This window comes from Pontibacter sp. SGAir0037 (assembly GCF_005491705.1).
Classification (GTDB): domain Bacteria; phylum Bacteroidota; class Bacteroidia; order Cytophagales; family Hymenobacteraceae; genus Pontibacter.
In genome coordinates this window covers 2,011,480-2,036,516 of sequence record NZ_CP028092.1, presented here as the reverse complement: position 1 = coordinate 2,036,516, position 25,037 = coordinate 2,011,480, and the positions used below count along the sequence as shown (strand labels likewise).

The window sequence follows — 25,037 nt, the reverse complement described above, 5'->3', positions numbered from 1 at the left end:
TTCCGGCAGCGGCGCGAATACCCGGTGTCGCTGCCGGAATCAGGCTAGAGGTTGTCGTCCTGCAGGCCCATGTTTTTAGAGCGCTTTTGCCACCTGTCGCGGGCCCATTTCTGCAAATCCTCCACTACATCGAATTCATCGGTGATCTCCAGCCCCAGCAGCGTCTCAATAATGTCCTCCATCGTGACCAGGCCTGCCGTTCCCCCGTATTCATCCACCACCAGCGCAATGTGCTCCTTGCTCTCCATCAGGCGGGTAAACAGCTCCGGCACCGGAGTGCCTTGGTGCACCACCTGGATCGGGCGCTTTATTTCCTCCAGGGCCAGCATTCCCTGCTGCTGTACCAGGCGGTGCAGTACCTCGTCTTTGAGCACATAGCCGGTCACCTGGTCAATAGAGCCGTCGAAAACAGGGATGCGGGAAAAGCGCAGGTTGGCTGAGTTGCTATAGAACTCCTGGATGAGCTGCCGCCCGGGTGCCGCCCTCATAACAGTACGGGGCGTCATGATATGCCCTGCCTGCACCACGTTAAAGCGCAGCACATTGTTGATCACCCGAGACTCGTCCTGTTGCAGCACTCCTTCCTTGGTCACCAGCTCGGCCATGGCTGTAAAGTCGGCCCGGCTGAGCACGCTTCTGTCTTTTTCCTGCTTCAGGCGCCTGGTAATGAACTGCGAGAGAACAATAATCGGGTAGATGGGGGAGTAAATCATTATCTTGAGCGTGCGCACGGTAAAAGGGGTGAGCTGCCGCCAGTAGTTGGCTCCCAGTGTTTTGGGAATGATTTCGGTGAGCACCAGGATCAGGATGGTCAGCAGCACCGAGATCAGGGTCAGGTATTCCTCGCCCCAGATCAGCTGGGCCTGAGCCCCCACGCCCGCCGCCCCGATGGTGTGGGCAAAGGTGTTCAGGGTGAGGATGGCGGCCAGCGGCCGGTCGATGTTGTCTTTGAAATGCTGCAGATCCCTGCCAATGGCCGGGTTCTGCTGGCTTACAATGCCGACATGGGAGGGGGTGATGCTCAGCAGGGAAGCCTCCAGGAGCGAACACAGGAACGAGAAGAAAAGCGCTATCAGTAAGTATAATATCAGTAAACCCATGCGATGCTATTTTGGTTGATTAATTTGTTCAGATTGTTCCGGCCCTAAGGTTTCTTGTAGCTGATTACCCGGGCAATCATGGTGTCTGCCTTGGCCGGGTCCTCCCGAAAGAGCACCCAGCCTTCCCGCTTTGAGCCTTTGGGCAGGTATGGGATTTCCAGCTCTGCCTTGTCCAGTTCCACGCCGTCGCGCTCCAGCACCACTTCTATGGTTGTGTTTTCGGCCGTTTGCCCGCCTCCGTTAAATACACTTACCTGATAGCGGTAGGGCGTTTGTTCGGAGGGAGCCGGAATTTTTTCTACGTACAGCTCCGGGGGCAACTCCTCGTACTTGTATACCCGGTAGGCCCAATAGCCCAGCACCCCCAGCACCAGGAGCAGGCTTATACTAAAAACGGTCCACTCCAGCGGGTTTTTCTGGTCTACCGTATCGTTCTGATGGTTCTTTTCCGGCATATGGATATCCTGATAACTTCTACTTAATAAGCAGCCTGCCTGCAGAGGCACCCAGGCTGGCAATAAACCCCAGCACAACGCACTGGGCAAAGGCCACTTCAAAAGAAACGCTTTCAAACCTTCCGAAAAACCAGAGTACAAAGGCCGAGGAAAGAAGGGCTACCAAGTAGCTCAGGCAGGCGTCGAGCGTGACAAAAAAAGCCATGTCGCGGGGTGCCTCTCTGGCGGAGCCCCTGAAATCGCTGAAGTATACGACTACCGAACTGAGCAGCAGGGAGCACAGCACCATTGCCAGCATTTCCACCGGTCGTGCCTCCATGGCCAACATCACGATTTCCTCTGTAGGGGCAACGTTGCCACCCACCAGTATGGCGCCGCACAGGGCCAGCGACAGCATCGCCTGCATCCCTTTCCTGTTTTCCTTTTCCTCATTGCCGCTATCGCTCCCGAGCTGGGCGGTGCCCACAGAAACGCCAATGGAGGCGAACATCGCCTCTATCACCACCTTTCCCATTATTTCCTCCAGCCCCATTCCCTGGAACTCGATACGCTTTAGCAGGAAAAGCAGGAAGAAAGAAAGCACAAGCCCGATCCCCATCTCCTCGATGGAGTCTACGAAAATACTGCGCCAGGAGGAGCCCGGGCGCATGCCCGCATAACGGTTATAGCCCAGCAGCAGGAAAAAGGTAACCGGCACCAGGGCAACGAAATGAAACGGACCGGCTATAAACCCTGCCCACCACACTTCCATGGTGTAGAGCATGGGAAAACTGAAGATCAGGCCCCCGACAATGCCACGGGCGTATTCTTTCAGGGAATCTGATGCAGGCCTGCCTCCTGTAAAGCCGTTGTGCATGCGCTTATGTGTTTCTCTGTTCAACTATACGGAATAGGAGTGTGATGGCTCCCTTGTACGTGAACAGTAGAAAAGATGGTTTAAAATTACCGCTCCAGCAGCCATTTCCGGAAAGCCGGTGCCTGTTTCTGGCTGATAACGGCAGTTCTGGGCTCCCGGCAGCTGAGCCGGAGCTCCAGTTTGCCGTGCTCCAGAGGGCTGAACTGCACGCAGGCCCTGTAATGCACGAGCAGTTGCCTGTTTACACGGAAAAAGGTATCGGTTCCGATCCGCAGTTCAACCTGCTCCAGGCTGCCCGAAATCAGGTGTACGTCTCCGGCAAAGGTGCGCAGGTAGTTTGCCCCGTTTTTCCTGTAAAAGCAGCAGATCGTATCTGTCGGAACAGAAATGGTAGCCGTTGCCGTCCGCACAGGGAATACTTCCTTCGCCTTTGTGACGGGAGCAGGGGCTTTCCGGCTGCTTACATGCAGCACATACAACAAGAGGTAATACAGGTTGAGCAGCACCAGGAGCAGGCGCACAAACGGAAATTCGTAGCGTGGGTAGGTGGTTTCCAGGATGTCGACACCAAAAATCGCGAAATAAGCCATTGCCAGCAGGTAAGCGAGCATAGCCGGCAGGGCAAAGCCCAGCACAACCTGGGCCGCCAGGCGCAGTACCGGCTGCTGTTGCCAGCTGAGGCGGCGGTCGAGCTGTGTTGTCGCAAAACTTACCAGGGCAATAAGCGCGTATGCGATCACGAAACCGGCTGCCAGGGCAATATAGTAGGAATAGGACAGGAGCATGTCTGCCAGGCTGTCTTCCTCGCCAAGGGTGGTCAAATAATGGGCCGCTGCCAGGGCAGCGACTGGCCGGAAGTACGATTCCCGGTGCCTGAAGGGGAGCAGGGATATATAAATAGTTGCAATCATACTGGTTTGTTTTCGGGTGTGAGTAAAGCAGCATATAGCTTTTAATTACTCCGTTTTCTGGGGCTGGGCTATGTAAAGTTTGTGGTAATAGTATGTTATTCTTCCTATAATAAAAAATTACTATTAATTATGGCTGGTGTTAAGCAAAAATAATTATGCCAGTAAAGGCCCACCTTTGAAACTAGCCTTGCAGGGGGATGATTTTGTGCCCCTGTTTCCATACTTCGTGGGCTTATTTCTCTACTTCATGCGCCATTTTCTCTACTTCGTGCATTTTCTATGGCCTTAACTGGATTTCTGCCAGGGAGTGTGGCGTAAGTATAGGGAATGAATTATGATGTTACACCTTAAAGAAAATGCGATGCAAAAATTTCCATTTACACCGGAGGGGGTACAGCAGCAACAGGATTTGTTGTATGCCCTGGCCGACCAGGAGCTAGAGGTGCAGGCAGCCTTGCTGCGGGATGATTTCAGGAACTGGGTGATCGGGCATTTTGAACTCAACAGTGCCCAGCAGGCGTACCTGGCCGGGCTGGACGAGCGTTTTATCCAGCGCCTGGCAGCCGACAGCGCCTTTGCGGTAGCCAACAGGCTGGAGGTACAGCTGGAATACCCGGAAGATACCGGTTCCGAAGCCCCGGGCGTTGGCAAACGGATCGAGGAGCTCGATTCTTTTACCTCCTCCACTTCGCCGGGAGGCGGATTCCTGGTGGATGGCACCCTCACCATCCGTTTTAGTTATGAGTAGCTGAGCCCGAAGCCGGACCCCAACAGGAAAAGCCTTCGCTGCCACAGCGAAGGCTTTTCCTGTTGGGGTATGCTCCCCCCGGAGCTAAATATGCGACGGGCCTCTCAGTCAACCCCCGTGAGAACCGGTAAAATGCACCCGAATTTCGTGGCTCGATTTTTCTACTTCGTGATCGGATTTCCATACTTCGTGGGCCATTTTCTCTACTTCATCGCTTTTGGTGCTCCTTTTCTTTGTTTTTCGCTGTCCCTGCGCCGTAAATTTGTTCAGAGGGTTGCGCAGTACCTGCCCTTCCTTCTCCTCCCAAAACGTCACAGGCCGACAGGCTTTTGCCCTATAAAATCATCTTCATTTTTCCATCTTCAGAAAGGAGGTATGTCTTCTCTATACCCGCATGAGCAACAGGCGGTGCCGCAGGCAGGCATCGCAATAAGACAGATGAACATATAGGCTGTGCAGCCTCCAGGGCATGGCCTGCGTGGGCGGCCGAAGGAGTCGCCAGAACACGTGATATACCTATTTCAAACTAAAGTTTTTCGCTTGCTTTTTGATGTATAAAAGCATCCTGTATGATGAAAAAGTATATGTTAAGTTTAGCCGTGTTGGTAGTGGCCGTTGCCGCCACGGCTTTTACAAAGGCACCGGCAGAAGAGGCTGCCGTAGCGGTACAGTACCAGTTTATTGGTACTAACATGAATGATGTGTACAACACGAACCTGTGGACGGCTGTGAGTGGCAGTGGCCCTGCTTGCAGTGGTGAAGACCTGCCGTGTGTGGTTTCGGTTCAAAGCGGAAGCATAGGTACCTGGTTAAACGCCAGAGACCATGCGCAAATTCTGGAAGACGCACAGACGCTTAAAGACTAATAACCGCTCTAAAAAATCCGCCCCTATAGCAACACATGATAGGGGCGGATTTTTTATTAGCGCGGGTTTTGTTGTATACCAGCTAATTCAATTACATCCTCTGGAATAGGCAAGGCGTAACGTGGGTCGTTAGGCGCGAGAGTATATATCTGCCCGTTTAGCGATCTGGTTAGGGTTATATCAGCGCCTTCCTTGTTCAGTCGTTTCAGGTCCATCCAACGCAGGCCCCGGAAGAGCAGCTCTTTCCGGCGCTCCTGCAGGGTCAGGTCAACAGCTTCCTGTGGCGTAGCTGCTGTAAACGGTACAAAGGTGCCGGTTCTCCAGCGTGTTACCAGCAGCGTGTTCAGGTCTTCCATCGCCTCATCCGTTTTTCCCAGCCTTGCCTGTGCTTCGGCCCGCATCAAGTATACTTCATCAGTGGCTATACCACTGAAAAGATTTGCAGCGCCCTCATAACTCCCCTTGAACCCATAGGTGCCGTTCCCGTTATTCCGGAAAAAAATTACTTTTCGGAGATCATCGGCTGCATACGATTGAATGAGTGCCGGTTCTATTTTTCCCCTGCTTACATTTAAAGGAGCAGGTACACGCATGATACTGCGGAACATAATCTCCTGGTTGTCCTGCCTGACAGGGTAGGTGGCCGAGGGATTCAGGGTATTAAAATCCATCAGGTAGCTGTGCAGGCGCAGGCTGGAATCTGCATATGCTGCTGCCTCAGAGTAGTGTCGCCTGTACAGGTAAGTTCGGGCAAGCAGCGCGTAGGCGGCTGCCTTTGTAGGCCGCGTAGGGTGTACCTGTACCTCCGGCAGCAAAGAGACAGAAGCCTTCAGGTCGGAGAGCACCTGGTCGTAGGTTTCATGCAGGCTGGCCCGCGTTGATCTGCTGTCGAAGTTCGTATCCAGGCGAAGCGGTATGCCCAGGTCTGTTGCGGCGGTGGAGGCATCATAAGCCATTGCCCACATTGCGGCTACCTGCAGGAAAGACTTTCCGCGTATAAACAAGGCCTGCCCCTTCACATTATCCCACTCCACCTGGTTAAAGGTACTGCGGTCCACTTTACCGATATTCTCCAGGATGGTATTTGCCGTATACACCGGCCTGTAGGAGTAGGCCCAGTTATTTGTAGCGCCCCGGGCAAAAAGAAGGTCTTTCTCCCATACGTAAACCCGACGGTATTCCTCTGTCAAACCTGCCCAGTCCGCGTCTGTCAGGTAGTAGTCGTCGGAGCTGATTTCAGAGGAGCTGGGGTCGCTGTCGTTTATAATGGAGAAGTTATCCAGCAGGGCCTGGAAATCCGCCAGCGTTTCCGGCACTACCTGTTGTTTATTTGGTTTCTCATCCAGGAAACTCTCACAGCCCGTAGCCAGGCAGAGCAACAGCAGCAGGTATACTGCTCTTTTAGCGATGTATTGCATAATGGTTGTTTTAAAGGTGAAAATCAAAAGGATGCTCTCAGGCCGAGTGAAAAGCTTTTGGCAGGCGGAATAGCATAGCTGTTCAGGTTGAAATCCGGGTCTATACCTTTGTTGTTGGCTGCCCAGAGCAAGCCCAGGTTGTTGACACTGCCGTATACCTGTAGCCTGCTAAAAGGCAGCTGTTTCCAGCTTTCTTTTGTGAGTTCGTAACTGGCTGTAACATACTGGAACCGTATGTGATCGCCACGCTCCACCAGGGCCTCCGAACCACTATAGAAGGCATCTCTTCTGAAATTATCCGGGTATAGCAGTGATGGAACGTTCGTAAAGGCTTCATCGCCGGGTTGCTGCCACCGCAGGGCATAATCGGCATGCCCGAGCCCAATCGCGTACAGGTTGCCGTAGTGGAGCGATTCTCTCCGGAAGTAGTAGCCTAGTTTGTAGGAAAACCTTGCTGTAAGCGAAAAGCCTTTAAAGGAGAAGGTATTACCAAACGAGCCGAACAGGGTGGGCAGGGCAGAGCCGTGGTATTTCAAGTCGGTTACCTGCGTCTGGGCCCCGGTTAGAGTGGCATAATCTGTACTTATTTCTTCGTTTACAATACCCTGCGGGTCTCCTGTTTGCGGATCGAGCCCAGCCCAGCGATAGGAGTAAATAGCATATACAGCTTTTCCGGGCAGCGCCGATACGGTTGGCACAGATCCTACAAATGCACTCCCGTTCAGGTTGCTCAGGTAGTATTCGGTTACCTCTTCGCGGGCATAACTGGTATTCAGGTGGGAGGCCCATTGCCATCCGCCTATCTGCAGGTTCAGGCTATTAAGTTCCAGGTCAAAGCCGGAGCCCTTCATGCTGGCCACGTTCTTTACAATCGTGGAGCCTATCCCGGCCGTGCTTTCCAGCTGTTCCCTGCCAAACAGATCTATGCCTTTTTTCCTGAAATACTCCAGGCTGCCTGTTACCCTGTTGCCTTTTAGCCTGAAATCGAGGCCGATGTTGGTCATGCGGGCCGTTTCCCAGCGCAGGTCGGGGTTGGCGTAATTATCGTAAGTAGCATAAGGGGCTAAGGTATACGGCGAAACGGCAGCGTATTGTATGGTGGTAACAGCGGTTTTGCTCAGATCGGTATTCCCGCTGAAACCATAGGTGGCCCGCAGCTTCAGGTAAGGCAGAAAAGCCAGCTTATAAAACGGTTCCCTGGAAATGTCCCAGCTCAGGCCGGAGGACCAGAGCGGATTCCAGCGGTCGTTAGACAGTACCCCGAACAGGTTGGAGGCATCCCGGCGGACGCTCCCGGAAAGTGTGTACCTGCCTCTGTAAGTATAAGCGCCGTTTCCGAACACAGATACAAAGCGGTTGAGCCTGTCGCTGAGGCCATCGCGGTTCGGTACCAGGGCCAGGCTGCCATCGATAAAGGTGGGCTGCCTGTTCACGTAATCAACCAGCCCCGTGGTCAGGATGGCTTCGTTAAAGCCGTACATGCGGGTACTGCTGCCAGTAGTGCGGGCATGCCGTACTTCCCCACCTGCCAGTGCGGCTACTTCGTGGAGGCCCCAGGTATGGTTAAAGTTCAGCTGTGCCCGCACATTATGCGCCTCCAGCAAGGCCTGCCCCCGGTCCAGGATAGCGCCTCTGGGGATGCCATAGCTAACCGTGTTTGTCTCCGGGTCAATCCGGGTGTACAGGTTAACCAGGTTTCTTGCTGCGTAGCTTTGCTCCCCCTGCAGGTTTTGGGAGGTAGTCTGCTGCCGTTGGTACTGGTAGCGAAACAGGGCCTCCAGACCTAGCGGCAACTGGTAGCTGGCCCCGATATTTCCCAGCACTTCCTGCAATGCTGTAGTGGTTCTGTCGTGTTTGTAATCTTCCAGCGGGTAATAGTTCCAGTCCAGCAACTGCCCGTTTCCGGCCGTTTCTTTATAGGCTTGCCTGTAATCCCGGATAGTTGGCAAAGCATTGCCCTGTGCATCAGCAAAGCGGGTGTAGGGATACAGCGTGGTATTACCGGAATTTCCTGTTCCGTAGGCAGGTCTGCCACTGCCGCCGCCGCTCTGGGTGTAGTACAAGCCAGTAGTTAGCTCCAGGTTATTTACAGGCCTGAGCGTATTCTGGAAGCGCAGGTTCAGGCGGTTAAAGGAAGCGGCCAGGTTGTCCACATTCTTATCATAACCAGCAGAAAGCAGCCAGGCGTTCTGGGCAGAGCCTCCTCTCAGGCCAAGGCTGTACTGCTGGTTCAGGCCGGGCTGGTACATGTACCGGCTGTACTCATTGCGCACATCCTGCTGGCGCAGGGAACTCAGTTGGGCTTCCGCTTCCTGTGCCGATATAGTGCCGTTGCGCTGCTGTAATAAGAGCTCCACTACCGGGGAAAGTGGTGCCTGGTAAGGTGAAGTGATATCATAATCATAATACCCCCTGTCGAAGAGCATCTGCTCCACCTCTATGTAGTCGGCGCTGCTCATCTGGTTGCTATAGGAGAGGTCGGGTTTGCCGGTAAAGGTAACGTTGCTGTTAAACTCCACGCGCAGGGGCTGGTTAAAACGCCCCTGTTTCGTAGTGATCACAATCACACCGTTGCCTGCCCGTGCACCCCAGATGGAGGCCGCAGCGGCATCCTTCAGCACCGTGATCTGCTCCACATCGTTGGGGTTAATGTTGTTGATATCGCCTTCGTAGGGGAAGTTGTCCACCACAATAAGCGGGGCTTTGGGGCCCTGGATGGTACTCAGGCCGCGCACCATAATATTGCCGCTTTCCAGGGTGCCGCGGTTTACGGTAATGCCGTTGGCTACGGCTTCCAGGCGGCCGAGCACATCGGTGCTCACCTGCTCGTTAAACCGCTCCTGGCTTACCTGGGCAAAGGAGCCGGTGGCCCGCTCCTGCGGTATGTTCTGGTAGCCGGTGCTCACCACCACTTCCTGCAACTGGTGCTCGTTTTCCTGCAGGGCAATGAGCAGAGGCTGCGAGAGCGGCAGCTCCACGGCTATTTCCCGGGCAACATAGCCCAGGAAGGTGACAAGCAATAGGCTGTTGTCGGGCACACGGGGCAGGGTAAATTCACCCTCGGCGTTGGTCGTGACGCCGGTATCGGTTCCTTTTATCACCACGCTGGCACCGGGCAGAGGAGTATTGTCTTTGGCGGAGCTTACTTTCCCGCGTACCGGCTGCTGTGCCATCCCGGTGAGGGCACAGAGCAGCAGGCTAAACAAGAGTACTGATCTTTTCATAAAGTAATGTGTTTTGGTTAAGGAGTTAGATGTGAGTTGTTATCGGTGGAGGTGTGCAGTTCCCGCAGCACGAACAGGGGCACTTTGCGGCGGGCCGGCACCAGGTCCAGCCCATAGGCCCGCAATTCCTTCCGCAGCGCGGGCAGGTCAGTAAAGCCGGCTTTCAGTTCAATGTCCACGAGGTCGGTATACCCGGTTTCGTTCACCACCAGCAGGGGCAGCGTATTGTTGCTGTTGAGGCGGGCTACCAGCGTAGAGAGCGGCATGTGCTGCATGGAAGGCGCAGTTTTGCTGTAGAGCCTGTTCTCCGGTTCGCCTCCTTTGCTTTTCAGTTTGTCTTTCCGGCCTTTGCGCACCAGCCGCAGGCAGTCTGTTTCACGTGGCTCCAGGGTGGCCCGGTAGCCGGAGTAGCGGTTCAGATCGTCGAGCAGCACACGGTACGGGTTTTCGGAGGTACCCTCGGGCAACAGCAGGTCGTAGGTATAGGTATGGCGGGCTTTCCAGTCGGCTGCCGCAAGGCCGGATTTAGTGGGAAAGAGGCGGGCCGAATCGACAAGTTCCAGTACCAGCCCTTTGCTGCCGAACTCGGGGTACAGGTTGCGTTTGGCAGTGGTATACAGCTCGAGCAGCGACATGTTGGCGGCCACCAAGCCGCTTTCCGCGTCACCGTTCTGGCGCACCTGCAACCTGGCAGGGCCATCGTCTACCGAGCCCTGCAGCAATGTGGCGTAGTAGCGCGCGGCCTGTGGCGGGATCGCTTCATTTGTCAGCAGGGGGCGGCTCAGGTCGAGGTCCGGGCGCAGGGTGGGCGGCATTATACCTTCTCTTATCGCGCTGCTGATGTTATGGGCCGTTACCTGTTCGGAGCGGGTAATAGCCTGCACGGTGCCATCGGGAGCTACCCAGGCAAAGTGCGGAATAGGGGTGTGCGGGAAGAGCCTGATCAGGCTGGTATCTTCTACCACCGAAGGCAGGCGGTAGCGGGAGCCGTCGGGTTTGCGCCACTTCTCAAAAAAGGCGGTGACGCTGGCCTTGTTGTCACGGGCGGCGGTATAGCTTACCAGTAGCACCTGCAGCTGGTCCCCGTATGCATGTTGCAGGGAATCCAGTAAAGGAAGCGGTGCCCTGGACGAGCTGCACCAGGTAGCCCAGAAATCGAGCAGCAGCAGTTTGCCTTTAAAGTCGGAGAGCGTGGCGGTGGGTGTAGGGTGGTTGACCATTTGCAAAGAAAGATGCTGCGGCACCTGCTGGCCTGGACCAAGCCCTTGGGCTACCTTACCTTGAGCCCGGCAAACGGTGAGCCAAAAGCCCGGCAGGAGTTGCAGGAGCAAAGCCATTAACAGGAAAAGTATAGGCAATAGCTGCCCGGGAAGCCATTTTTGTGGTTTCATTTTTTAGAGGTTAAATGGTAGTAGTTAGATGCTAGGTTTTAGATGTTAGGCATTTTCATGTAAGGCATCAGGTGTATCAGGTAGCACGACATTCAGAAACTGGCCCCAAGCGAGTAGGAGGGGCTACGGGTAGTTGGATTTTGTCTTCACTCCGGCGGTGAGGTAAGCAGCACCCAGAGGCGGAAATAGGTATCGGGCAGTTCCGTGATGGTTTCCTGCTCGGGTACGGCGGCATCGGGATCGGCATGCAGGCGGTAGAGGGCGTGCAGCATCCGCTCCAGGTGATCAAAAAAGGTGGTGAGCCGCTCGGAACGTTCCGGGTTAGAAATGCTGGCCTTGAGCACGGGCAGGAACCACTTCCAGATCTCCCGCTGCGCTTCCTGCAACGGGTAAGTGGCGCAGAAGCGTTGCAGCACCTGCTCGGGGGCAAGCGGCGCTTCCAGGGCGGTAAAGGTTTCAGGTACTTCCATGGGATGTAATGGGTTAAGTAAAGGCAATAAGGTTCCGGGTAAGCCTGTGGTGGGGCTTGCCAGAAGTGAAGCTACTGGATGAAAAGGAGGTAAAGAGAGCAAAAGGAAGTTACTCACCAGATAAACTTACTCCGGTGCACTAATGATCAATTGGTAGATGAAGCTGGGGTACTGGTTCATTGTTCTGACTATTTAGCGCACTGAACAATGAATCTTAAGAAAGGGCCATTAAAGAAACGATAGTAATGGGACCCACTCCGTATGATGCTGAAACCTGTAGGAGGGCTGTGAACAACATACAAGAGCGGGCCCATCACTATCGCAAAGATAGTAAATGGGCATCAACTCCTGCATCTTGCGTTCACAGAAAGGTTCCTACATTTTCAGCGCAAGATTCAGAATCCAGATGCTTGGATATCTAATCGTAATATCTATTCTATATTCTATCTTATTATTTCAACAGCTAATATATATAATTGATTAATAAATTCAAAATTTTTGGAACCTATGTATAAGTATTTTTCCCTGCTCCTTGAGGCATGGGAAAAGAGGTTCTAATCACTCCGACAGATTTATACATTATAAATAGGGTAAGGGCACTCAGAAATGAGGCTGATATCTCTCAGAAGAAGCTTTCAAAATTAATTAGTCCTTCTGAGGATACGTCGATGATTGGTAAAATTGAAAGTGATACAACATCGCATAAATATACTGATCACCATCTGAACATAATAGCTAACATACTCAATTGCAGTATTCATGATTTTTATCCTGAACATGTATTAAGCGACTTTCCTCAAAAGAAGATCGTGGATAAATTTCCTCAAGGAATGGGCCCAACAGGAATGTTAAATGTTATAATTGAAGCAGAGGAAGATTATCTTAAAACTCCGAGGACAGCTAAACAAATTACTGCTTTAATTAACGGAGAAAACAAAGAATCAAGACCTGAAACTGACTTTACGGCTATACTGGCACGAAAAGTAGAAGCGGGAGTTTTAAAGAGAATGGAGGTAGAGATAGAGGAGAATGGTAAGAAGCAAATCGTTGTAAAATTTCAGAAGGTGTAGATAGTTTGTTTTTTTTTATTAATATGAAATTGCTTTAATTAGAGTCTGTGAAAGAACATAAATATACAGTAGTGGTTTCGACTTTTCCCGTTTCTTCCATAGAGTTTGATAAAACTTACCGTGTGCGGCAGAAGAGGCTTGCAATGGGCTACACAGCCAGAGAGCTGTCGTTCCTGCTTGGTTACCACCCTTTGTACGTGAGGAATTTGGAAGATCCGACCTCTACCAAGAAGTACAACGCTGCTGAGACCAACTACCTGCGGTTGATTTTTGGTTGCCCGCTTTCGGAGCTGATGCTTGGCAGAATTGAGGAGCCGTTTTACCAGGTGCAGGTCGAGCATAGCTTTAATTCTGCCTCTGGTAACAAAAGTTATACTATCTCACTTTTACGAGGCAATGTCAAAGAACATTTTCTGGACTTTGAAGAAGAGCCTGCTGGCTTTAAACTGTCGTTAGAAAGTACTGCCACTAAGCAGCAAGTGCAGGAGTATGTGTATGAATTATTTGCTAGTGGTTATTTTGATGAACCGCGGACAGGGTTGGAGGTATTTAACTACTGTGTGGCAAAATTGGGATTTCCTTTAAAGCCAGCTTTTGTTGCTGATGCTTTGGGCTTTTATACCGGAAAACGGAAAGCTCCTAGGTTGGTGAAGGGAAGGAATGAGAGCTCTCGGGAGGTGTTTGTGAAAGCGCTAAAGTGAATACACAATGCAGCTAATGTGAGTTGGCACTCCTGCTGCCTTGTAGTTGGCATCAATGTTAAAAAAGACAGAAGACATAGCAAGGCAATGACTGAAAATGGACTTAACATACAGACCATTTCGATCAAACGGACAGACAAACAAGCTGATCGCGTTTTGCTGTTGGGACAGGTGATAAAAGGAATAGGAAAAGCCAACACTTCGCATTTTTTAAAATTTCTTTTAGCCAGCCGCATAAACGGCACACTTGGTTTAGCTCGATACACAAGCTAACCTTTCACAAAACCAAAAGAGCTATTTTTAACCAACCCTATTTGCCAAATTAAATCTGTACTATTAAAAATATAATGAAGTATTTAGAGTGGAACAACATCATATCGTCATACTTTTTTAATCCTGCCAACGCAGGGAAAGACATTTATTTATATCTAACAAAAAATGACATAATAAACATTGCTAGACAACATTTTGATATAGAAACAGAAGATGAAATTTGGGCAGATTTTATCAATGCCATAAAACGTGGTGTACCTGGTTCAAACGGAAATATAATTGCAAAGGCAAAATTTGCTCATTCTAAGCACAAACTTGTTGGTATAAAGAAAGCCGATGGAACGTTTGCTACAATAGACGGTATTCCTGTATTATTTCCGCCACACATTTCCTATTTAACTTTTATGGTGCTTCCGTTAGTTGAAAATGTTGATAACGCTAACCTAAGACCAAACAACTATTATGGCAGGCTTAACTCATTCCTTCAAAGTCATCAAATAAACGAAAACATCGGAACAACCGATTTTAGTGACAATCAAATAAATTGTTTATGGGAAGACTTGTCAAAATGGGCTAATATCATAAAAAATGGTGAATTAGGTTTATTCAATGTAATTCCCTTTTCAAACGCCAATTGGATTTATGTTGGAAAAGTTTTTTCGCAATGTGTTTTGCCACCAAAATTACTGAACCGCTTGCCAGAATTGTTTGAATCTATTGGTTTAGTGCCGAATACTTTTTATGATGAAAAATTTTTACAAGAAAAAGTTAAAAACAGCCGAACAGACTTAATCCCCAAAAGCACACTAGAGTTTTTGAAAAAAGATGATGAATTATCAAAATCTATCATTCAAACAATCCAACGTCTATACAAAAAATGGTCAGGCGAGACACATATAGAAATTGAAGAAGGAACAGCAACAAGAAAGAAAAGAAATTATACGGTTGCACCTTTGTTTCTTCAATTTAAAGTAAACACAAATGATGAAGTGATTTTGTTCTCTTACAGAATGTATTCTTCAAATGATTATCCAGAAGATTTGAAATTTGAAAATTACGAAAACTTATATGAAATCAATGGTTGGTCTAAAACTCTTCCCCTTGGATTTTACGAAGCACTTGAACTTGAAGACAATTTCAACAAATGGATTGCGAAATTTCCAAACCGTGATATAAGGTTATTTGTAAGTGCAGGAAGATTTAAATTGAGTAATGATTTTTGGATTGAAACTGATTTACTTTCAAAAACAGAGCAAATGTATTTGCTCTGCAAAAGCGACAAACAAGAATTAATCAAGGAATGGGGCAAAACATTTGGTAATGGAAATTTTAAGCAAGAAGATTTTGAAGGTTTACCTGACAACTATTCCCTGTTTTGGTTTCGGAGTCCTACACAAGGACTTACTGACATTTCAATTCTTACACTTTACACCGAAAAACGAATTGAATTAGTTGGCGGGTTAAAAGTAAATTTCAGAACGTATATAAATGACTTTTTACCGGAAGTTGAAATTGTAAATTCTGATGGAAACGAAAATGTGTATTTGCAATACAAAGACACAGACGAAAAGATATATCTTTCTAAAAAAACATCCCTTAACAATCGTTGGTTGTTGCCTGAAAAAACAGCAATAAATACCGATTTTTACATCAAAGTTGAAGACGAAACTTTTTCAGGAAATGCACTTGCATATAATCTTGTTTCATCAAATAGTACAGCAATAAAAGTTGATGGCTTAAACTTACAGAAACGTGATTCATTTGGACGAAATATTATAAAGGATGCTGAACAGTTTTGCTTAGGAAGTAACATTGTTAATTCAAATAAATCAAGCCAAAGATATTTTTCAACTTATGGCCCATTATTCACATCTATATTTTTAGATACCCAAACAAATATTATAAATGCAACATTTAACAATCATAACGGAAATAATTTTTGCAATTTTCTTACTTTGAAAAGCGAACTTTCAACTGAAGATTTTTTTAAAGCATTTGAATTTTTCTATTCAGAAGAATTTTCCGAACATCAAGCAAATACAAACTACAATCTTACAAAACTTAAAAGAGCGTCATTGAATTTTTATGATTACATCGGAATTCTTGACTATGATTATGAAACTAAAAATATTATTTTAAATCCACCGCAATTTATTTTTATACCTGCAGATAAAGGAAGAAAGATTTTACTGATTGGTGCAAGAGATACTGCCTTAATTGAAAAAATCATAACGGCAGCATCAAAACACAAGTTGCAAGTAGAAATTACAAAGCAATTTTTGTCAAACGAAATATTGCTTTTACCTGATGTGATTACAATTAAAGCTTTTCAACAAGCAAATGATTCTTATGGGGAAAACAATATTATAGCATTTGTGAACGAATTAAATATAAAATTCACATCTAAATATTTTCCACAAATTGCTTTGCAGGACTTTTCATCAAATATTAATGATTACGAAAATACATTAGAAGAGATTGATGAAAATGATTACGATTGGGCAAGATACATTTTCAATGCTGAAACATTAGTTTTTGACAAAAGTGAAACATTATCTTTTGATAGATCATTTTGTTTACTTAAGTACAAGTTAAACGAATACACTTATTATTTCAAACTTTGGAAAGATAACAAATGCTATAAAGTCGATGTGAATTGGGGGAAATTTTTAGCATTGAAGTATTTTAGTAAAGATGTGATTCTTTTTGACAGTGTAAGCAATAAAGTCGCTATTCCTATTGAAACACCCTTACCCAGATTGTTAGCAAAAGCTATAATGCTTTTGAGCGGAAAAGCACCAGACTTTATAGAAATTGAAGGTAAGAAATTTAGAGTTTATGAAAATGTGACTGGTATTTTTACTCATAATTTATTTAGACTAAAGTTAGGTCAAACACCAATAAACACGACATTATGAAAGACCCAATTGGTTCGTTTGAAACCATAAAAGAGAATTTTATACGCTATGTAAAAACAGCATTCGGAACTAGATTTGAAGGCATCGAAAAAGAGCGTTACGACTTATTGAATTACGATAAGGTTCTTTATCGAAAGCCTTGGATTGAGCCATTGCCTGACTTTGTTTCAAGCGGCAAAAAAATTAATGACCTAACTGCCGAAGATTTAGGAAATGCCTTGAATGAAGCGGAAACTAAAACATTCAAAGGACTTGTAAATACCGGGCTTATTGGAAATTTCCCTTTGCATTCGCACCAGGCAGAAATGTTGAAACAAGCCTTACTTGGAAATAACTGTATCATTACTTCCGGCACAGGTTCGGGAAAAACGGAATCATTCTTACTTCCATTGTTTGCGCAACTTTCAAAAGAACTAGCAAATTGGCAAGCACCAAATCAAAAATCGGCAAGACTAAATACTTGGTGGCAAGAAAATGATGGGCTTACACCAACGCAAATTGTCAATAGTTCAAATTATACATTGAGTAATGTTGTTAGGCAACGTAATCACGAAACAAGAAAAGCCGGATTAAGAGCGTTGATACTTTACCCAATGAATGCTTTAGTTGAAGATCAAATGAGCCGTTTGAGGAAAGCCTTAGATTCTGATGACACAAGAAATTGGTTAAGCGAAAACACAAACGGGAACGCAATTTATTTTGGACGATACAACGGAAGTTCCCCTGTAGCCGGTGAACTGAAGAAAATAAAAGATGACGGAACTCTTGCAATCAACACAAACAAGGTCAACCAACTCAAACAACAATTACAACAAATTGAAAAGGATTCAAACCGAGTAGTACAATATATTCTGCAAACTGGTAAATCAGGAAACGAAGCGAAAGATTTAAAATCATTTTTTCAACGCTTAGACGGTGCAGAAATGAGAAGCCGTTTCGATATGCAAGTAGCACCGCCAGACATCATGATCACAAATTATTCAATGTTGAGCATAATGTTAATGCGTGATATTGACAAAGGAATTTTTGATGAAACAAAACAATGGTTAGAAGAAAATCCAAACAACATTTTTCACCTAATCATTGACGAGTTGCACTTATACAGAGGAACGCAAGGAACAGAAGTTGCTTATTTGCTCAAACTTGTTCTTACTCGTTTAGGATTACATTCACATCATCCACAGTTACGGATTCTTGCTTCAAGTGCTTCGTTAGAAGCAGGAGACGAAGCAAGTAAAAACTTTGTATGTGATTTTTTTGGAATAAGCCATGAGCATTTCAAACTAAAATTCAAAATCATTGAAGGGAAAAACAATCCAATTACTGCGTTTCCAGAAACCGGAAGAAAACTTCCAATAAATCCGTTCAAAGAAATTGCGGAAAAGTTTTCAGAAGTAAAAGGAAACATTACTGATGAAAATTTCAATTCAATTTGTGAATCAAGTGCAACACAACTTGCAGCAACTTTTAATTTACCACAAGACGGAAACGGAATTTCAAATTTACTTTCTGTAATAACCAATCCAAATTTTCAATTAAAAGAACGTTTGTTTTCGCCTTGTCAAGATTACAAAGCAGTTTGTTCAACGCAAGCAAATGGTGATGAGGATAACAGGAAATATTTTGCTGAAACAATTTTTGAAGCTACCGAAAACAAAGAAAATTTAGAAAATGCCTTGCGTGGTTTGTTGATTGCTAGAGCAATCTTAGACGAATCAGAATTTAAAACTATTGCAGATAAAATTCCTGATGATAGAAAATTACCACGTTTTAGATTTCATTATTTCTTTAGAAACATTGAAGGAATTTGGGCTTCTGTTAAACAAGAGGAAATTGATGAAAAATATTCAGATGGAGAAAGAACTGTTGGTACACTTTATTCAACTACGCGAATAAATTCAGGAGAAGGAAACCGGGTTTTAGAATTGCTCTATTGTGATAATTGCGGCACTACATTATTTGGCGGAAGCCGCTTAGTTACAAAGAATGAATCCGGAAACAATTCCTTTGAAATGCTCCCGATTAGTCCTAACATTGAGGGAATCCCGGAGAAAACACCAGCTAAATTAGTAGAAAGAAGAAGTTACCAAGAATATGCTGTATTTTGGCCATGTGGCAATCAGCAATTTACGCCACACGATGCAGCTCAAGGAATTCCTCAAAATTACTGGCGACAACCTACATTGAATGGAGCTAATCAAAATGACTTTGAAGCAAATTGGATCCCGGCATCCCTAAATTCTATTTCAGGTGATATTGATTTTTCACATACTAAATCAAATAATATACCTTCCCAATGGGTAAGAGGCTATTATTTCACAATTACAAATTCTACTAACAGAGATATTGCTTTTGATATTTTCAATTCGGATATTATTGTTGAAACACATAAAGCATTACCAAGTGTTTGTCCAAGCTGTGGTATAAATCATCAAAAAAGGCAACAACGTTTTGATAAAATTAAAACTTCTTCCATTCGTGGTTTTAGAACCGGTTTTGCTAAAACAACACAAATATTTGCCAAAGAATTGATGTATCAACTTCCTAGCAATGACGATGAAAGAAAATTAATAGTGTTTTCTGATAGCCGTGAAGATGCTGCACAAATTGCAAACGGAATTGAACGCAATCACTTTACAGATTTAATGCGTGAAATTCTAGTCAATGAATTACATTCAAATTTGATGTTTCGTTACCAAATTGTAAATGCTCTTGATAATGGAGATTCAACAAGGCAAGAAGAATTAAAAAAGCAGTCTCAAGCAATTTTTGATGAAGTTGAATACTTGGTTGAAAATTCAAATTATGCAGGATCTAACACAAATCGATTAAAAGAAAAAGAAATAGCAATTTCAAAACTGAGTGAAATTCGTTCCCTTACATTAAATGTGAGAAGTTTAGTTCACATTACCAACACATTAGACCTTGCACCACTTATTAAACACTTTATAAGGTTAGGTATAAATCCGGGTGGCAACGATATTTCACTTCAAACAAAATTATTAAATGGAAATTTTGTTCCCTGGTTTGAGCTTATTGATTTTTCAAATTTCCAATGGGCAGATGGGGCAAACCAAGAATATATTGATGAATTGAAAGAAGGTTCATTTAGCGGTCTAGCTTTAATATTTTTTGGATCTCTGTTTTATTCATTTGAATCTTCTGCGTTAGGTTATGTTTGTATAAATCCAGAATTGCAAATTATCTCAGACCAAGCTAGATCGATTGCTTTAGCAAAAGATGTTTTTTTACAAATCTTAAATTCAACAATTCGGATTTTAGGTGACAAGTATAAATACAACAAAGTCGATAATGACAATATTCCTTTTAATCCTCCCATAATTGCATACAGCAATTTTCCTGAACAAGTCAAAAAATATATCCGGGCTGTTGCAAATAGATTTTCAAAACAAGAAAATGAGATTGGAGAAGCAGTTTATAACACGCTTACAACAAGTAGTTTGTTAAGAGGCGATTCAGGTATTCAAATTGAAAATCTTTTCATCAAAGTTGCACGACCAACTGATTCAATTTGGACAAGTCAACGAGGCAGAAGATCACACTTGCATTTTAGCGGTGGAATTTGCACACATTCTGTTACAGCATTACAACAACAAGCGGATAGAATTTGTGATGATGTTTGGAAAAAGAATTATCTTTCTTATAACGCTATCAAGCAACAACGTCCACCAATTCGTTTGCATTGTGAAGAACTCACCGGACAAACAGACGACCAATTTGAAAGACAAAGACATTTTAGAAATATCATTTTACCCGATGAAGGCAACAGACAAGTCAAAACAATTGACTTGTTAAGCGTAACAACAACCCTTGAAGTTGGTGTCGATATTGGTTCTTTGCAAGCTGTAATGTTAGGTAATATGCCTCCACAACGATTCAACTATCAACAAAGGGTTGGTCGTGCCGGACGAAGAGGACAAGCTTATTCAGTTATTTTGACCTTTTGCAGAGGTAGAAGTCATGACGAATTTTACTTTGCTAATCCACAAAGAATAACTGGCGATGCACCACCAACACCTTTCTTGACAATGGGACAAGAAAGAATTTTCAAACGGTTACTTGCAAAAGAGATTTTACGTAGAGCTTACGTTGAAAGAGAAATTGATATTACTTCTGATGAAAAATCAAGCGTACACGGTGAATTTGGTTCTGTTGATAGTTGGACCGTTTACAAACCTGAAATTTCAAATTGGATAACTGAAAACAGAACAGCAATTGAAATGACAGTTGATGCTTTGCTTACACCACAATTAAAGGCAAAAAGAGATGAATATGTAAATTGGGTTGCAGACACAACAACGCCAAACGGATTAGTTGAAAGGACACAAAGCATAATTACTAACGAAGAGATTGCTTCTAATGACATTTCTGAAAAATTTGCTGAAGGCGGAATTTTGCCAATGTTTGGAATGCCGACCACTGTTAGAAATTTATATCATGGCATAAATAAAAGACTTGAACCCCTTTCAATAGACAGGGCACAAGCAATGGCAATTTATGAGTTTGCACCGGGAGCACAGAAAACAAAAGACAAGGCAATTCATCAAGTAATTGGTTTTACAAGTGATTTTATCAATAAACGCAGAAATGGTTCTCAAATTGTAACGAATGTTGAAACCAATAATCAACTTCCATTTTCATTAAATCGTTGGTTTGTACGATGCAGATCTTGTGGATTTTTTGAAACTTATTCAGAAGCAGACAAAACAAATTTAGAAAGTGAAAGTCATTTTGATACTTGCCCTAATTGTGGTGAAGATAATTCTAACAAATATCAGCGTCCTTTTATGCTCAAATCACCAAGAGCATACAGAACAAACCTTTCCGGAGGTAGCGATACAAAAGACGATTCTGAATTTCTACTTTCACGTCCACCAATTTTTGCGGAAAAAGTAGATTTTACAACTCCAAATGTTGTAAACAACGCATCAATAACTATTTCTGATAATGATGTTACTTGGCGTATAAATACAAATTCTGATAGATTTTTTATAGGGAAACTTTACAATACTAACAACAAATTTCCTTTCAATCAAAGCGGGTTTTGGTTTAATACTCAATGGTTATTGAATGATTTTTCAGGTAATACAAATGACAGCAATGGACATTCTATGTTTGTTCAACAAAATGCAACAAGTATAGACGAGCAAATTGCATTAGCAAGCCACAAAAACACAGAGATATTCAGAATTAGTCCGTCAACTGTTCCTTTGGAACTTGACTTAAATATGTTTTTTTGTGAAGCAGATTTACCACACGTCAAAGCACAAAGTAACGGAGTGCGTTCGGGTTATTATTCCGCAGCATTTTTACTTCAAAGAATTTTAGCAGATAAACTTGACGTTGACCCGACTGAAATTGAAATTGCAGACATTTCAATGAAAGTTCTTGATGATGGAACAAACAGAAGAATTGCAGAAATTATTTTGACAGATGAATTGCAAAACGGTTCGGGCTTTGTAAGATATTTATACAACAATCTTGAAAACATTCTTTCAGAATCGATCAATCCAAGTAATGCAAATAGTTATTTAGGAAAAATTCATTCTCAAACTCATCAAGAAAAATGCGATGACGCTTGTTACGATTGTTTGAAAGTGTTTCGAAATATGAACTATCACAGTTTACTTGATTGGCGTTTAGGGTTTTCAATGCTTCGCTTGATGAAAGATTCAACTTTTGTTTGTGGTGCTGACGGAAATTTCAATTTTGTTGAATTACAGAATTGGCTTGCATTTGCAATGCAATTGAGAAATGCTTTTGCTCAAAGTTTTGGTTTTACATATACAGCAGAAATAAATGGTTTGCCCATTATCAAATTCGGAAGAAATCAAAGAAACGTAATTATGATTATTCACCCATTTTGGAATTTGAAAAATTTCAGCGAGGCAAACTGGTTAGCTGAAATCTATAATGAAATAAAAGAACATACTGACAGCAACGGTGGGAAGATCAGTTTATTTGACACTTTTAACTTACATCGCAGACCGGGTTGGTGTTACGAAAGATTGGTAATAAGATGATGAATAAAATTGGAGAAATAAATTTTAAGAAAATCAAACGTATTTCGCCAAGCCAATTTTATTCAATGAAAAATTGTGCTTACAAATCGTTGTTGGCAGAAGCGTTTGATAAGAAACCTTTACTTCCGCTTTCGCCTTATGCTTATTTCGGAACAGTGTTGCATAAAATGCTTGAATTTATTGCAAAAGGAGTTATAAAAAGTGAAGATGATTTTAATGCAGAATTCGACAATCAAGTGAAAACAGTTGAAGATGATTTACAAAAAAATGGGTTTGGTTTTTTTGTTCCGTTAAAAGTTAGAATACGAAACTTTGGGTTGAAAAAAATTCAACTAAAGAAGCATTTGAGAAGCGAATCCGATCAGCCGATAAGTTTCAGCAATACAAAATTCCATTCTGAAAAATGGTTTGAATCGCAAGATAAATTGATTGGCGGGAAAGTAGATTTAGTAATTGAAAACGAAAACAACATTGAAATTATTGATTTTAAAACCGGAGCAATTACACAAGATTGTTTAGATGATGAAGGCGAAAGTTATTCAGAAGTAAAAAATGAATTCAAAGAACAACTTAAAATTTACGCTTATTTGTATTTTGAAAATACAAATAAGTTTCCAACAAGTTTAAGTTTAGTTGATTCAGCAAAGCAAAAATTTTCTGTTGAGTTTTCAGAACAAGAATGTAAATCGATTTTTGAGGAAGCAAAAAGCCTTTTAAAGTCAATAAATCATTGTATAAACACAAAATTATTTTCAGCAAATCCACAAGAAGGAAATTGTAAGCATTGTCTATACAGACCGGCTTGTACTTTCTTTAACAAGACACTCGAAACAAATTTTTCTTTCAATGATGTTTTGGGTGAAATTAAAGAAGTTAAAAAATTCCAAAATGGAAATGTGAGTGTAATCTTACAAAATGGAAATAAAGTTTTAACCATTAAAAATTTTGATTCGAAGGAATTTGATGATCTAAACAATAACAAAAATAAACAAATACGAATTTACAATATAAGAAGAGATGCAACAGAGTTTGTTTATTCTGCGACTGACACGACAATGATTTATGAGTAAGAGTAAAGAACATAAAATACCAATTCTTTCTTTCTTTTCAGGAGGAGGTTTTATGGATATGGGCTTTGAGCAAGCAGGTTTTGAGGTTATTTGGACAAATGAGTTTGATGAAACTTTCGCACGACTTCATGCTGCCGGTATGACTTCGTGGCGAAAATCACAGGGAAATTGCGTTAAAGCAGAAATTTTCAATACTAAATCAATCACGGAAGTAAAATCAAAAGAGATTATTGAAGAAGCGTTCCATAATGGTAAACCCGAACATTTTGGAATGATAGGCGGACCGCCTTGCCAAGATTTTAGTATGAACGGTTCGATGAAAGGTTTTAACGGAGAAAGGGGTAAATTGACAATTGTTTACTTTGATAAGATTTTGGAATTGAAACCCACTTTTTTCGTTATGGAAAATGTAACCGGTTTGACGAAAAGAAAAGAAACAAAGGAATATCTGCAATCACTTTTAAATAGAGTTGAAGAAGAGTATTATGTTGACCACGAAAAACTAAACTCTTTGAATTATGGGGTTCCGCAACACCGAGAACGTGTTTTTTTTATTGGCATTAGAAAAGATTGTCTTAGTAAAAAAGCTATTGAACAAGCACCGTTTGGTAAGTGGTTTCCTTTTCCTTTAAATGAGAAATATCACGATGCTGCAACGAAATATAATTGGGGAAAACAAGTTTCATTCGGAAAAAATTTGGATAAACCAGAAGGCGTTCCATTAGAATTGTGTGTTGAAAGTTGTTTGGTTTCACAACGTGAAATAAACACTAAGCCAAATGCGAATGAGTTTTTTAATTTGTATATAACCGAAAAGGCTTTACAAGCAATTGAAGAAGGGGAAACAAATAGACCTTCTTTTAAACGCCTTCACCGCTTTAAGTACAGTCCAACGGCTTGTTATGGAAACAACGAAGTTCATTTACATCCATATATACACAGGCGACTATCAGTAAGAGAAGCATTAAGAATTCAGGGAGTCCCTGACAAATACATTCTTCCGTCTGAACTTCCCTTATCTAAAAAATTTAAGATGATTGGAAACGGAGTTCCTGTGCCTCTTGCAAAAGCAGTTGCATCCTCATTAAAAGATTTTTTGATAACGAACAAAATTATATAAAGCCCAAAGCATTTTGCAAGCACATTGCCAAAGCTGCACAAAGCCAATCCGCAGTCCAAAGCTTTGTCAAAGAGCTTAGCTTGCAAAGCCAACCCAAGAGAAATATGGAAACCAGCCCCCGGTCGAAGGCCCGGTGCAGGTTGGGGCAGAGGGCCAGTCCGTTGCTCACACTGTTGTCTCGGGGAAGTCAGTGGTCTAAAAGGGCTGTCTTGAGAATATTCCTGCTATCTGTCGAAATCAGCTGATAAACGGAATAAGATTCCGTTTATGCATTAGTTGTGCTTTATGCAATGTATGAAAAGTACTTACAAGAGTAATAGTTACCTCTAAACAGACAACAAGTGTAATAAATTTCTATTTTTACCTTTGTATTTAGGATAAGCGTAATTATTACCCTCGTCA

The 25,037-nt window shown here is 43.8% G+C and carries 18 protein-coding genes; 8 read left to right on the top strand and 10 right to left on the bottom strand.

Annotation, left to right across the window (positions count from 1 at the left end; all coding sequences use genetic code 11):
• Positions 1 to 44 precede the first annotated feature (44 nt).
• The 4 genes from C1N53_RS08310 to C1N53_RS08295 all read right to left on the bottom strand — a co-directional run bounded on the left by C1N53_RS08310 (position 45) and on the right by C1N53_RS08295 (position 3,322).
• The gene (locus tag C1N53_RS08310; protein WP_137758860.1) at positions 45 to 1,100 is read right to left on the bottom strand and encodes a CNNM domain-containing protein; all 1,056 of its coding nucleotides are present in this window, start codon (positions 1,098 to 1,100) and stop codon (positions 45 to 47) included.
• 44 nt (positions 1,101 to 1,144) lie between these two features.
• On the bottom strand, positions 1,145 to 1,555 hold the full coding sequence (locus C1N53_RS08305; RefSeq protein ID WP_137758859.1) for a hypothetical protein: 411 nt from the start codon (positions 1,553 to 1,555) through the stop codon (positions 1,145 to 1,147).
• Between the two features lie 19 nt (positions 1,556 to 1,574).
• Positions 1,575 to 2,411, bottom strand: coding sequence for a TIGR02587 family membrane protein (locus C1N53_RS08300; RefSeq protein ID WP_137758858.1), 837 nt, complete (start codon positions 2,409 to 2,411; stop codon positions 1,575 to 1,577).
• 86 nt (positions 2,412 to 2,497) lie between these two features.
• Positions 2,498 to 3,322, bottom strand: a complete 825-nt coding sequence (locus C1N53_RS08295) for a LytTR family DNA-binding domain-containing protein (protein WP_137758857.1) — start codon at positions 3,320 to 3,322, stop codon at positions 2,498 to 2,500.
• Positions 3,323 to 3,656: 334 nt separating this feature from the next.
• On the opposite strand from C1N53_RS08295, the gene C1N53_RS08290 reads away from it, so the two are divergent.
• Positions 3,657 to 4,070, top strand: coding sequence for a hypothetical protein (locus C1N53_RS08290; RefSeq protein ID WP_137758856.1), 414 nt, complete (start codon positions 3,657 to 3,659; stop codon positions 4,068 to 4,070).
• Positions 4,071 to 4,178: 108 nt separating this feature from the next.
• On the opposite strand, the gene C1N53_RS08285 is transcribed toward C1N53_RS08290, so the two are convergent.
• A complete protein-coding gene (locus C1N53_RS08285) occupies positions 4,179 to 4,385 on the bottom strand; it encodes a hypothetical protein (RefSeq protein ID WP_137758855.1) in 207 nt (68 codons plus the stop codon).
• A gap of 254 nt (positions 4,386 to 4,639) precedes the next feature.
• On the opposite strand from C1N53_RS08285, the gene C1N53_RS08280 reads away from it, so the two are divergent.
• Positions 4,640 to 4,936 carry a hypothetical protein gene (locus tag C1N53_RS08280; RefSeq protein WP_137758854.1) on the top strand — a complete coding sequence of 99 codons (297 nt, stop codon included), beginning with the start codon at positions 4,640 to 4,642 and terminating at the stop codon, positions 4,934 to 4,936.
• A gap of 56 nt (positions 4,937 to 4,992) precedes the next feature.
• Here the strand turns inward: C1N53_RS08280 and C1N53_RS08275 are convergent, their stop codons facing one another.
• The 4 genes from C1N53_RS08275 to C1N53_RS08260 form a co-directional block, all read right to left on the bottom strand.
• On the bottom strand, positions 4,993 to 6,354 hold the full coding sequence (locus C1N53_RS08275) for a RagB/SusD family nutrient uptake outer membrane protein (RefSeq protein WP_137758853.1): 1,362 nt from the start codon (positions 6,352 to 6,354) through the stop codon (positions 4,993 to 4,995).
• Between the two features lie 23 nt (positions 6,355 to 6,377).
• Positions 6,378 to 9,578: a SusC/RagA family TonB-linked outer membrane protein gene (locus C1N53_RS08270; RefSeq protein ID WP_137758852.1), complete on the bottom strand. Its 3,201-nt coding sequence runs from the start codon at positions 9,576 to 9,578 to the stop codon at positions 6,378 to 6,380.
• A 17-nt stretch (positions 9,579 to 9,595) separates the two neighbouring features.
• Positions 9,596 to 10,969, bottom strand: coding sequence for a TlpA disulfide reductase family protein (locus C1N53_RS08265; protein WP_137758851.1), 1,374 nt, complete (start codon positions 10,967 to 10,969; stop codon positions 9,596 to 9,598).
• 146 nt (positions 10,970 to 11,115) lie between these two features.
• Positions 11,116 to 11,439 carry a hypothetical protein gene (locus C1N53_RS08260; RefSeq protein ID WP_137758850.1) on the bottom strand — a complete coding sequence of 108 codons (324 nt, stop codon included), beginning with the start codon at positions 11,437 to 11,439 and terminating at the stop codon, positions 11,116 to 11,118.
• Positions 11,440 to 11,978: 539 nt separating this feature from the next.
• Between C1N53_RS08260 and C1N53_RS08255 the strand changes: the two genes are divergently transcribed.
• From C1N53_RS08255 to C1N53_RS08230, 6 genes are all read left to right on the top strand, one after another.
• Positions 11,979 to 12,509, top strand: coding sequence for a helix-turn-helix domain-containing protein (locus C1N53_RS08255; RefSeq protein ID WP_137758849.1), 531 nt, complete (start codon positions 11,979 to 11,981; stop codon positions 12,507 to 12,509).
• Between the two features lie 47 nt (positions 12,510 to 12,556).
• On the top strand, positions 12,557 to 13,210 hold the full coding sequence (locus tag C1N53_RS08250) for a helix-turn-helix transcriptional regulator (protein ID WP_137758848.1): 654 nt from the start codon (positions 12,557 to 12,559) through the stop codon (positions 13,208 to 13,210).
• A 347-nt stretch (positions 13,211 to 13,557) separates the two neighbouring features.
• Entirely contained in the window at positions 13,558 to 16,401 is a 2,844-nt protein-coding gene (locus tag C1N53_RS08245) for a hypothetical protein (RefSeq protein WP_137758847.1), read from the top strand.
• Positions 16,398 to 22,445, top strand: a complete 6,048-nt coding sequence (locus C1N53_RS08240) for a DEAD/DEAH box helicase (RefSeq protein ID WP_137758846.1) — start codon at positions 16,398 to 16,400, stop codon at positions 22,443 to 22,445. Before C1N53_RS08245 ends, C1N53_RS08240 begins: the two co-directional genes overlap by 4 nt.
• On the top strand, positions 22,442 to 23,515 hold the full coding sequence (locus tag C1N53_RS08235) for a PD-(D/E)XK nuclease family protein (RefSeq protein WP_137758845.1): 1,074 nt from the start codon (positions 22,442 to 22,444) through the stop codon (positions 23,513 to 23,515). Before C1N53_RS08240 ends, C1N53_RS08235 begins: the two co-directional genes overlap by 4 nt.
• Positions 23,508 to 24,635 (top strand): DNA cytosine methyltransferase, encoded by a 1,128-nt coding sequence (locus C1N53_RS08230; RefSeq protein WP_137758844.1) that lies wholly within the window; start codon positions 23,508 to 23,510, stop codon positions 24,633 to 24,635. Before C1N53_RS08235 ends, C1N53_RS08230 begins: the two co-directional genes overlap by 8 nt.
• Here C1N53_RS08230 and C1N53_RS22990 read toward each other — a convergent pair.
• A complete protein-coding gene (locus C1N53_RS22990; protein WP_137758843.1) occupies positions 24,628 to 24,804 on the bottom strand; it encodes an HNH endonuclease in 177 nt (58 codons plus the stop codon). The two genes, C1N53_RS08230 and C1N53_RS22990, sit on opposite strands and share 8 nt — an antisense overlap.
• Positions 24,805 to 25,037 lie beyond the last annotated feature (233 nt).

Bases quoted from the DNA above. Each gene is read 5' to 3' on its own strand.
- C1N53_RS08265 (WP_137758851.1), bottom strand. From the start codon at position 10,969: ATGAAACCACAAAAATGGCTTCCCGGGCAGCTATTGCCTATACTTTTC.
- C1N53_RS08290 (WP_137758856.1), top strand. From the start codon at position 3,657: ATGATGTTACACCTTAAAGAAAATGCGATGCAAAAATTTCCATTTACA.
- C1N53_RS08230 (WP_137758844.1), top strand. From the start codon at position 23,508: ATGAGTAAGAGTAAAGAACATAAAATACCAATTCTTTCTTTCTTTTCA.
- C1N53_RS08300 (WP_137758858.1), bottom strand. From the start codon at position 2,411: ATGCACAACGGCTTTACAGGAGGCAGGCCTGCATCAGATTCCCTGAAA.
- C1N53_RS08295 (WP_137758857.1), bottom strand. From the start codon at position 3,322: ATGATTGCAACTATTTATATATCCCTGCTCCCCTTCAGGCACCGGGAA.
- C1N53_RS08240 (WP_137758846.1), top strand. From the start codon at position 16,398: ATGAAAGACCCAATTGGTTCGTTTGAAACCATAAAAGAGAATTTTATA.
- C1N53_RS08275 (WP_137758853.1), bottom strand. From the start codon at position 6,354: ATGCAATACATCGCTAAAAGAGCAGTATACCTGCTGCTGTTGCTCTGC.
- C1N53_RS08305 (WP_137758859.1), bottom strand. From the start codon at position 1,555: ATGCCGGAAAAGAACCATCAGAACGATACGGTAGACCAGAAAAACCCG.
- C1N53_RS08280 (WP_137758854.1), top strand. From the start codon at position 4,640: ATGATGAAAAAGTATATGTTAAGTTTAGCCGTGTTGGTAGTGGCCGTT.
- C1N53_RS08245 (WP_137758847.1), top strand. From the start codon at position 13,558: ATGAAGTATTTAGAGTGGAACAACATCATATCGTCATACTTTTTTAAT.
- C1N53_RS08235 (WP_137758845.1), top strand. From the start codon at position 22,442: ATGATGAATAAAATTGGAGAAATAAATTTTAAGAAAATCAAACGTATT.
- C1N53_RS08310 (WP_137758860.1), bottom strand. From the start codon at position 1,100: ATGGGTTTACTGATATTATACTTACTGATAGCGCTTTTCTTCTCGTTC.
- C1N53_RS08255 (WP_137758849.1), top strand. From the start codon at position 11,979: ATGGGAAAAGAGGTTCTAATCACTCCGACAGATTTATACATTATAAAT.
- C1N53_RS08260 (WP_137758850.1), bottom strand. From the start codon at position 11,439: ATGGAAGTACCTGAAACCTTTACCGCCCTGGAAGCGCCGCTTGCCCCC.
- C1N53_RS08270 (WP_137758852.1), bottom strand. From the start codon at position 9,578: ATGAAAAGATCAGTACTCTTGTTTAGCCTGCTGCTCTGTGCCCTCACC.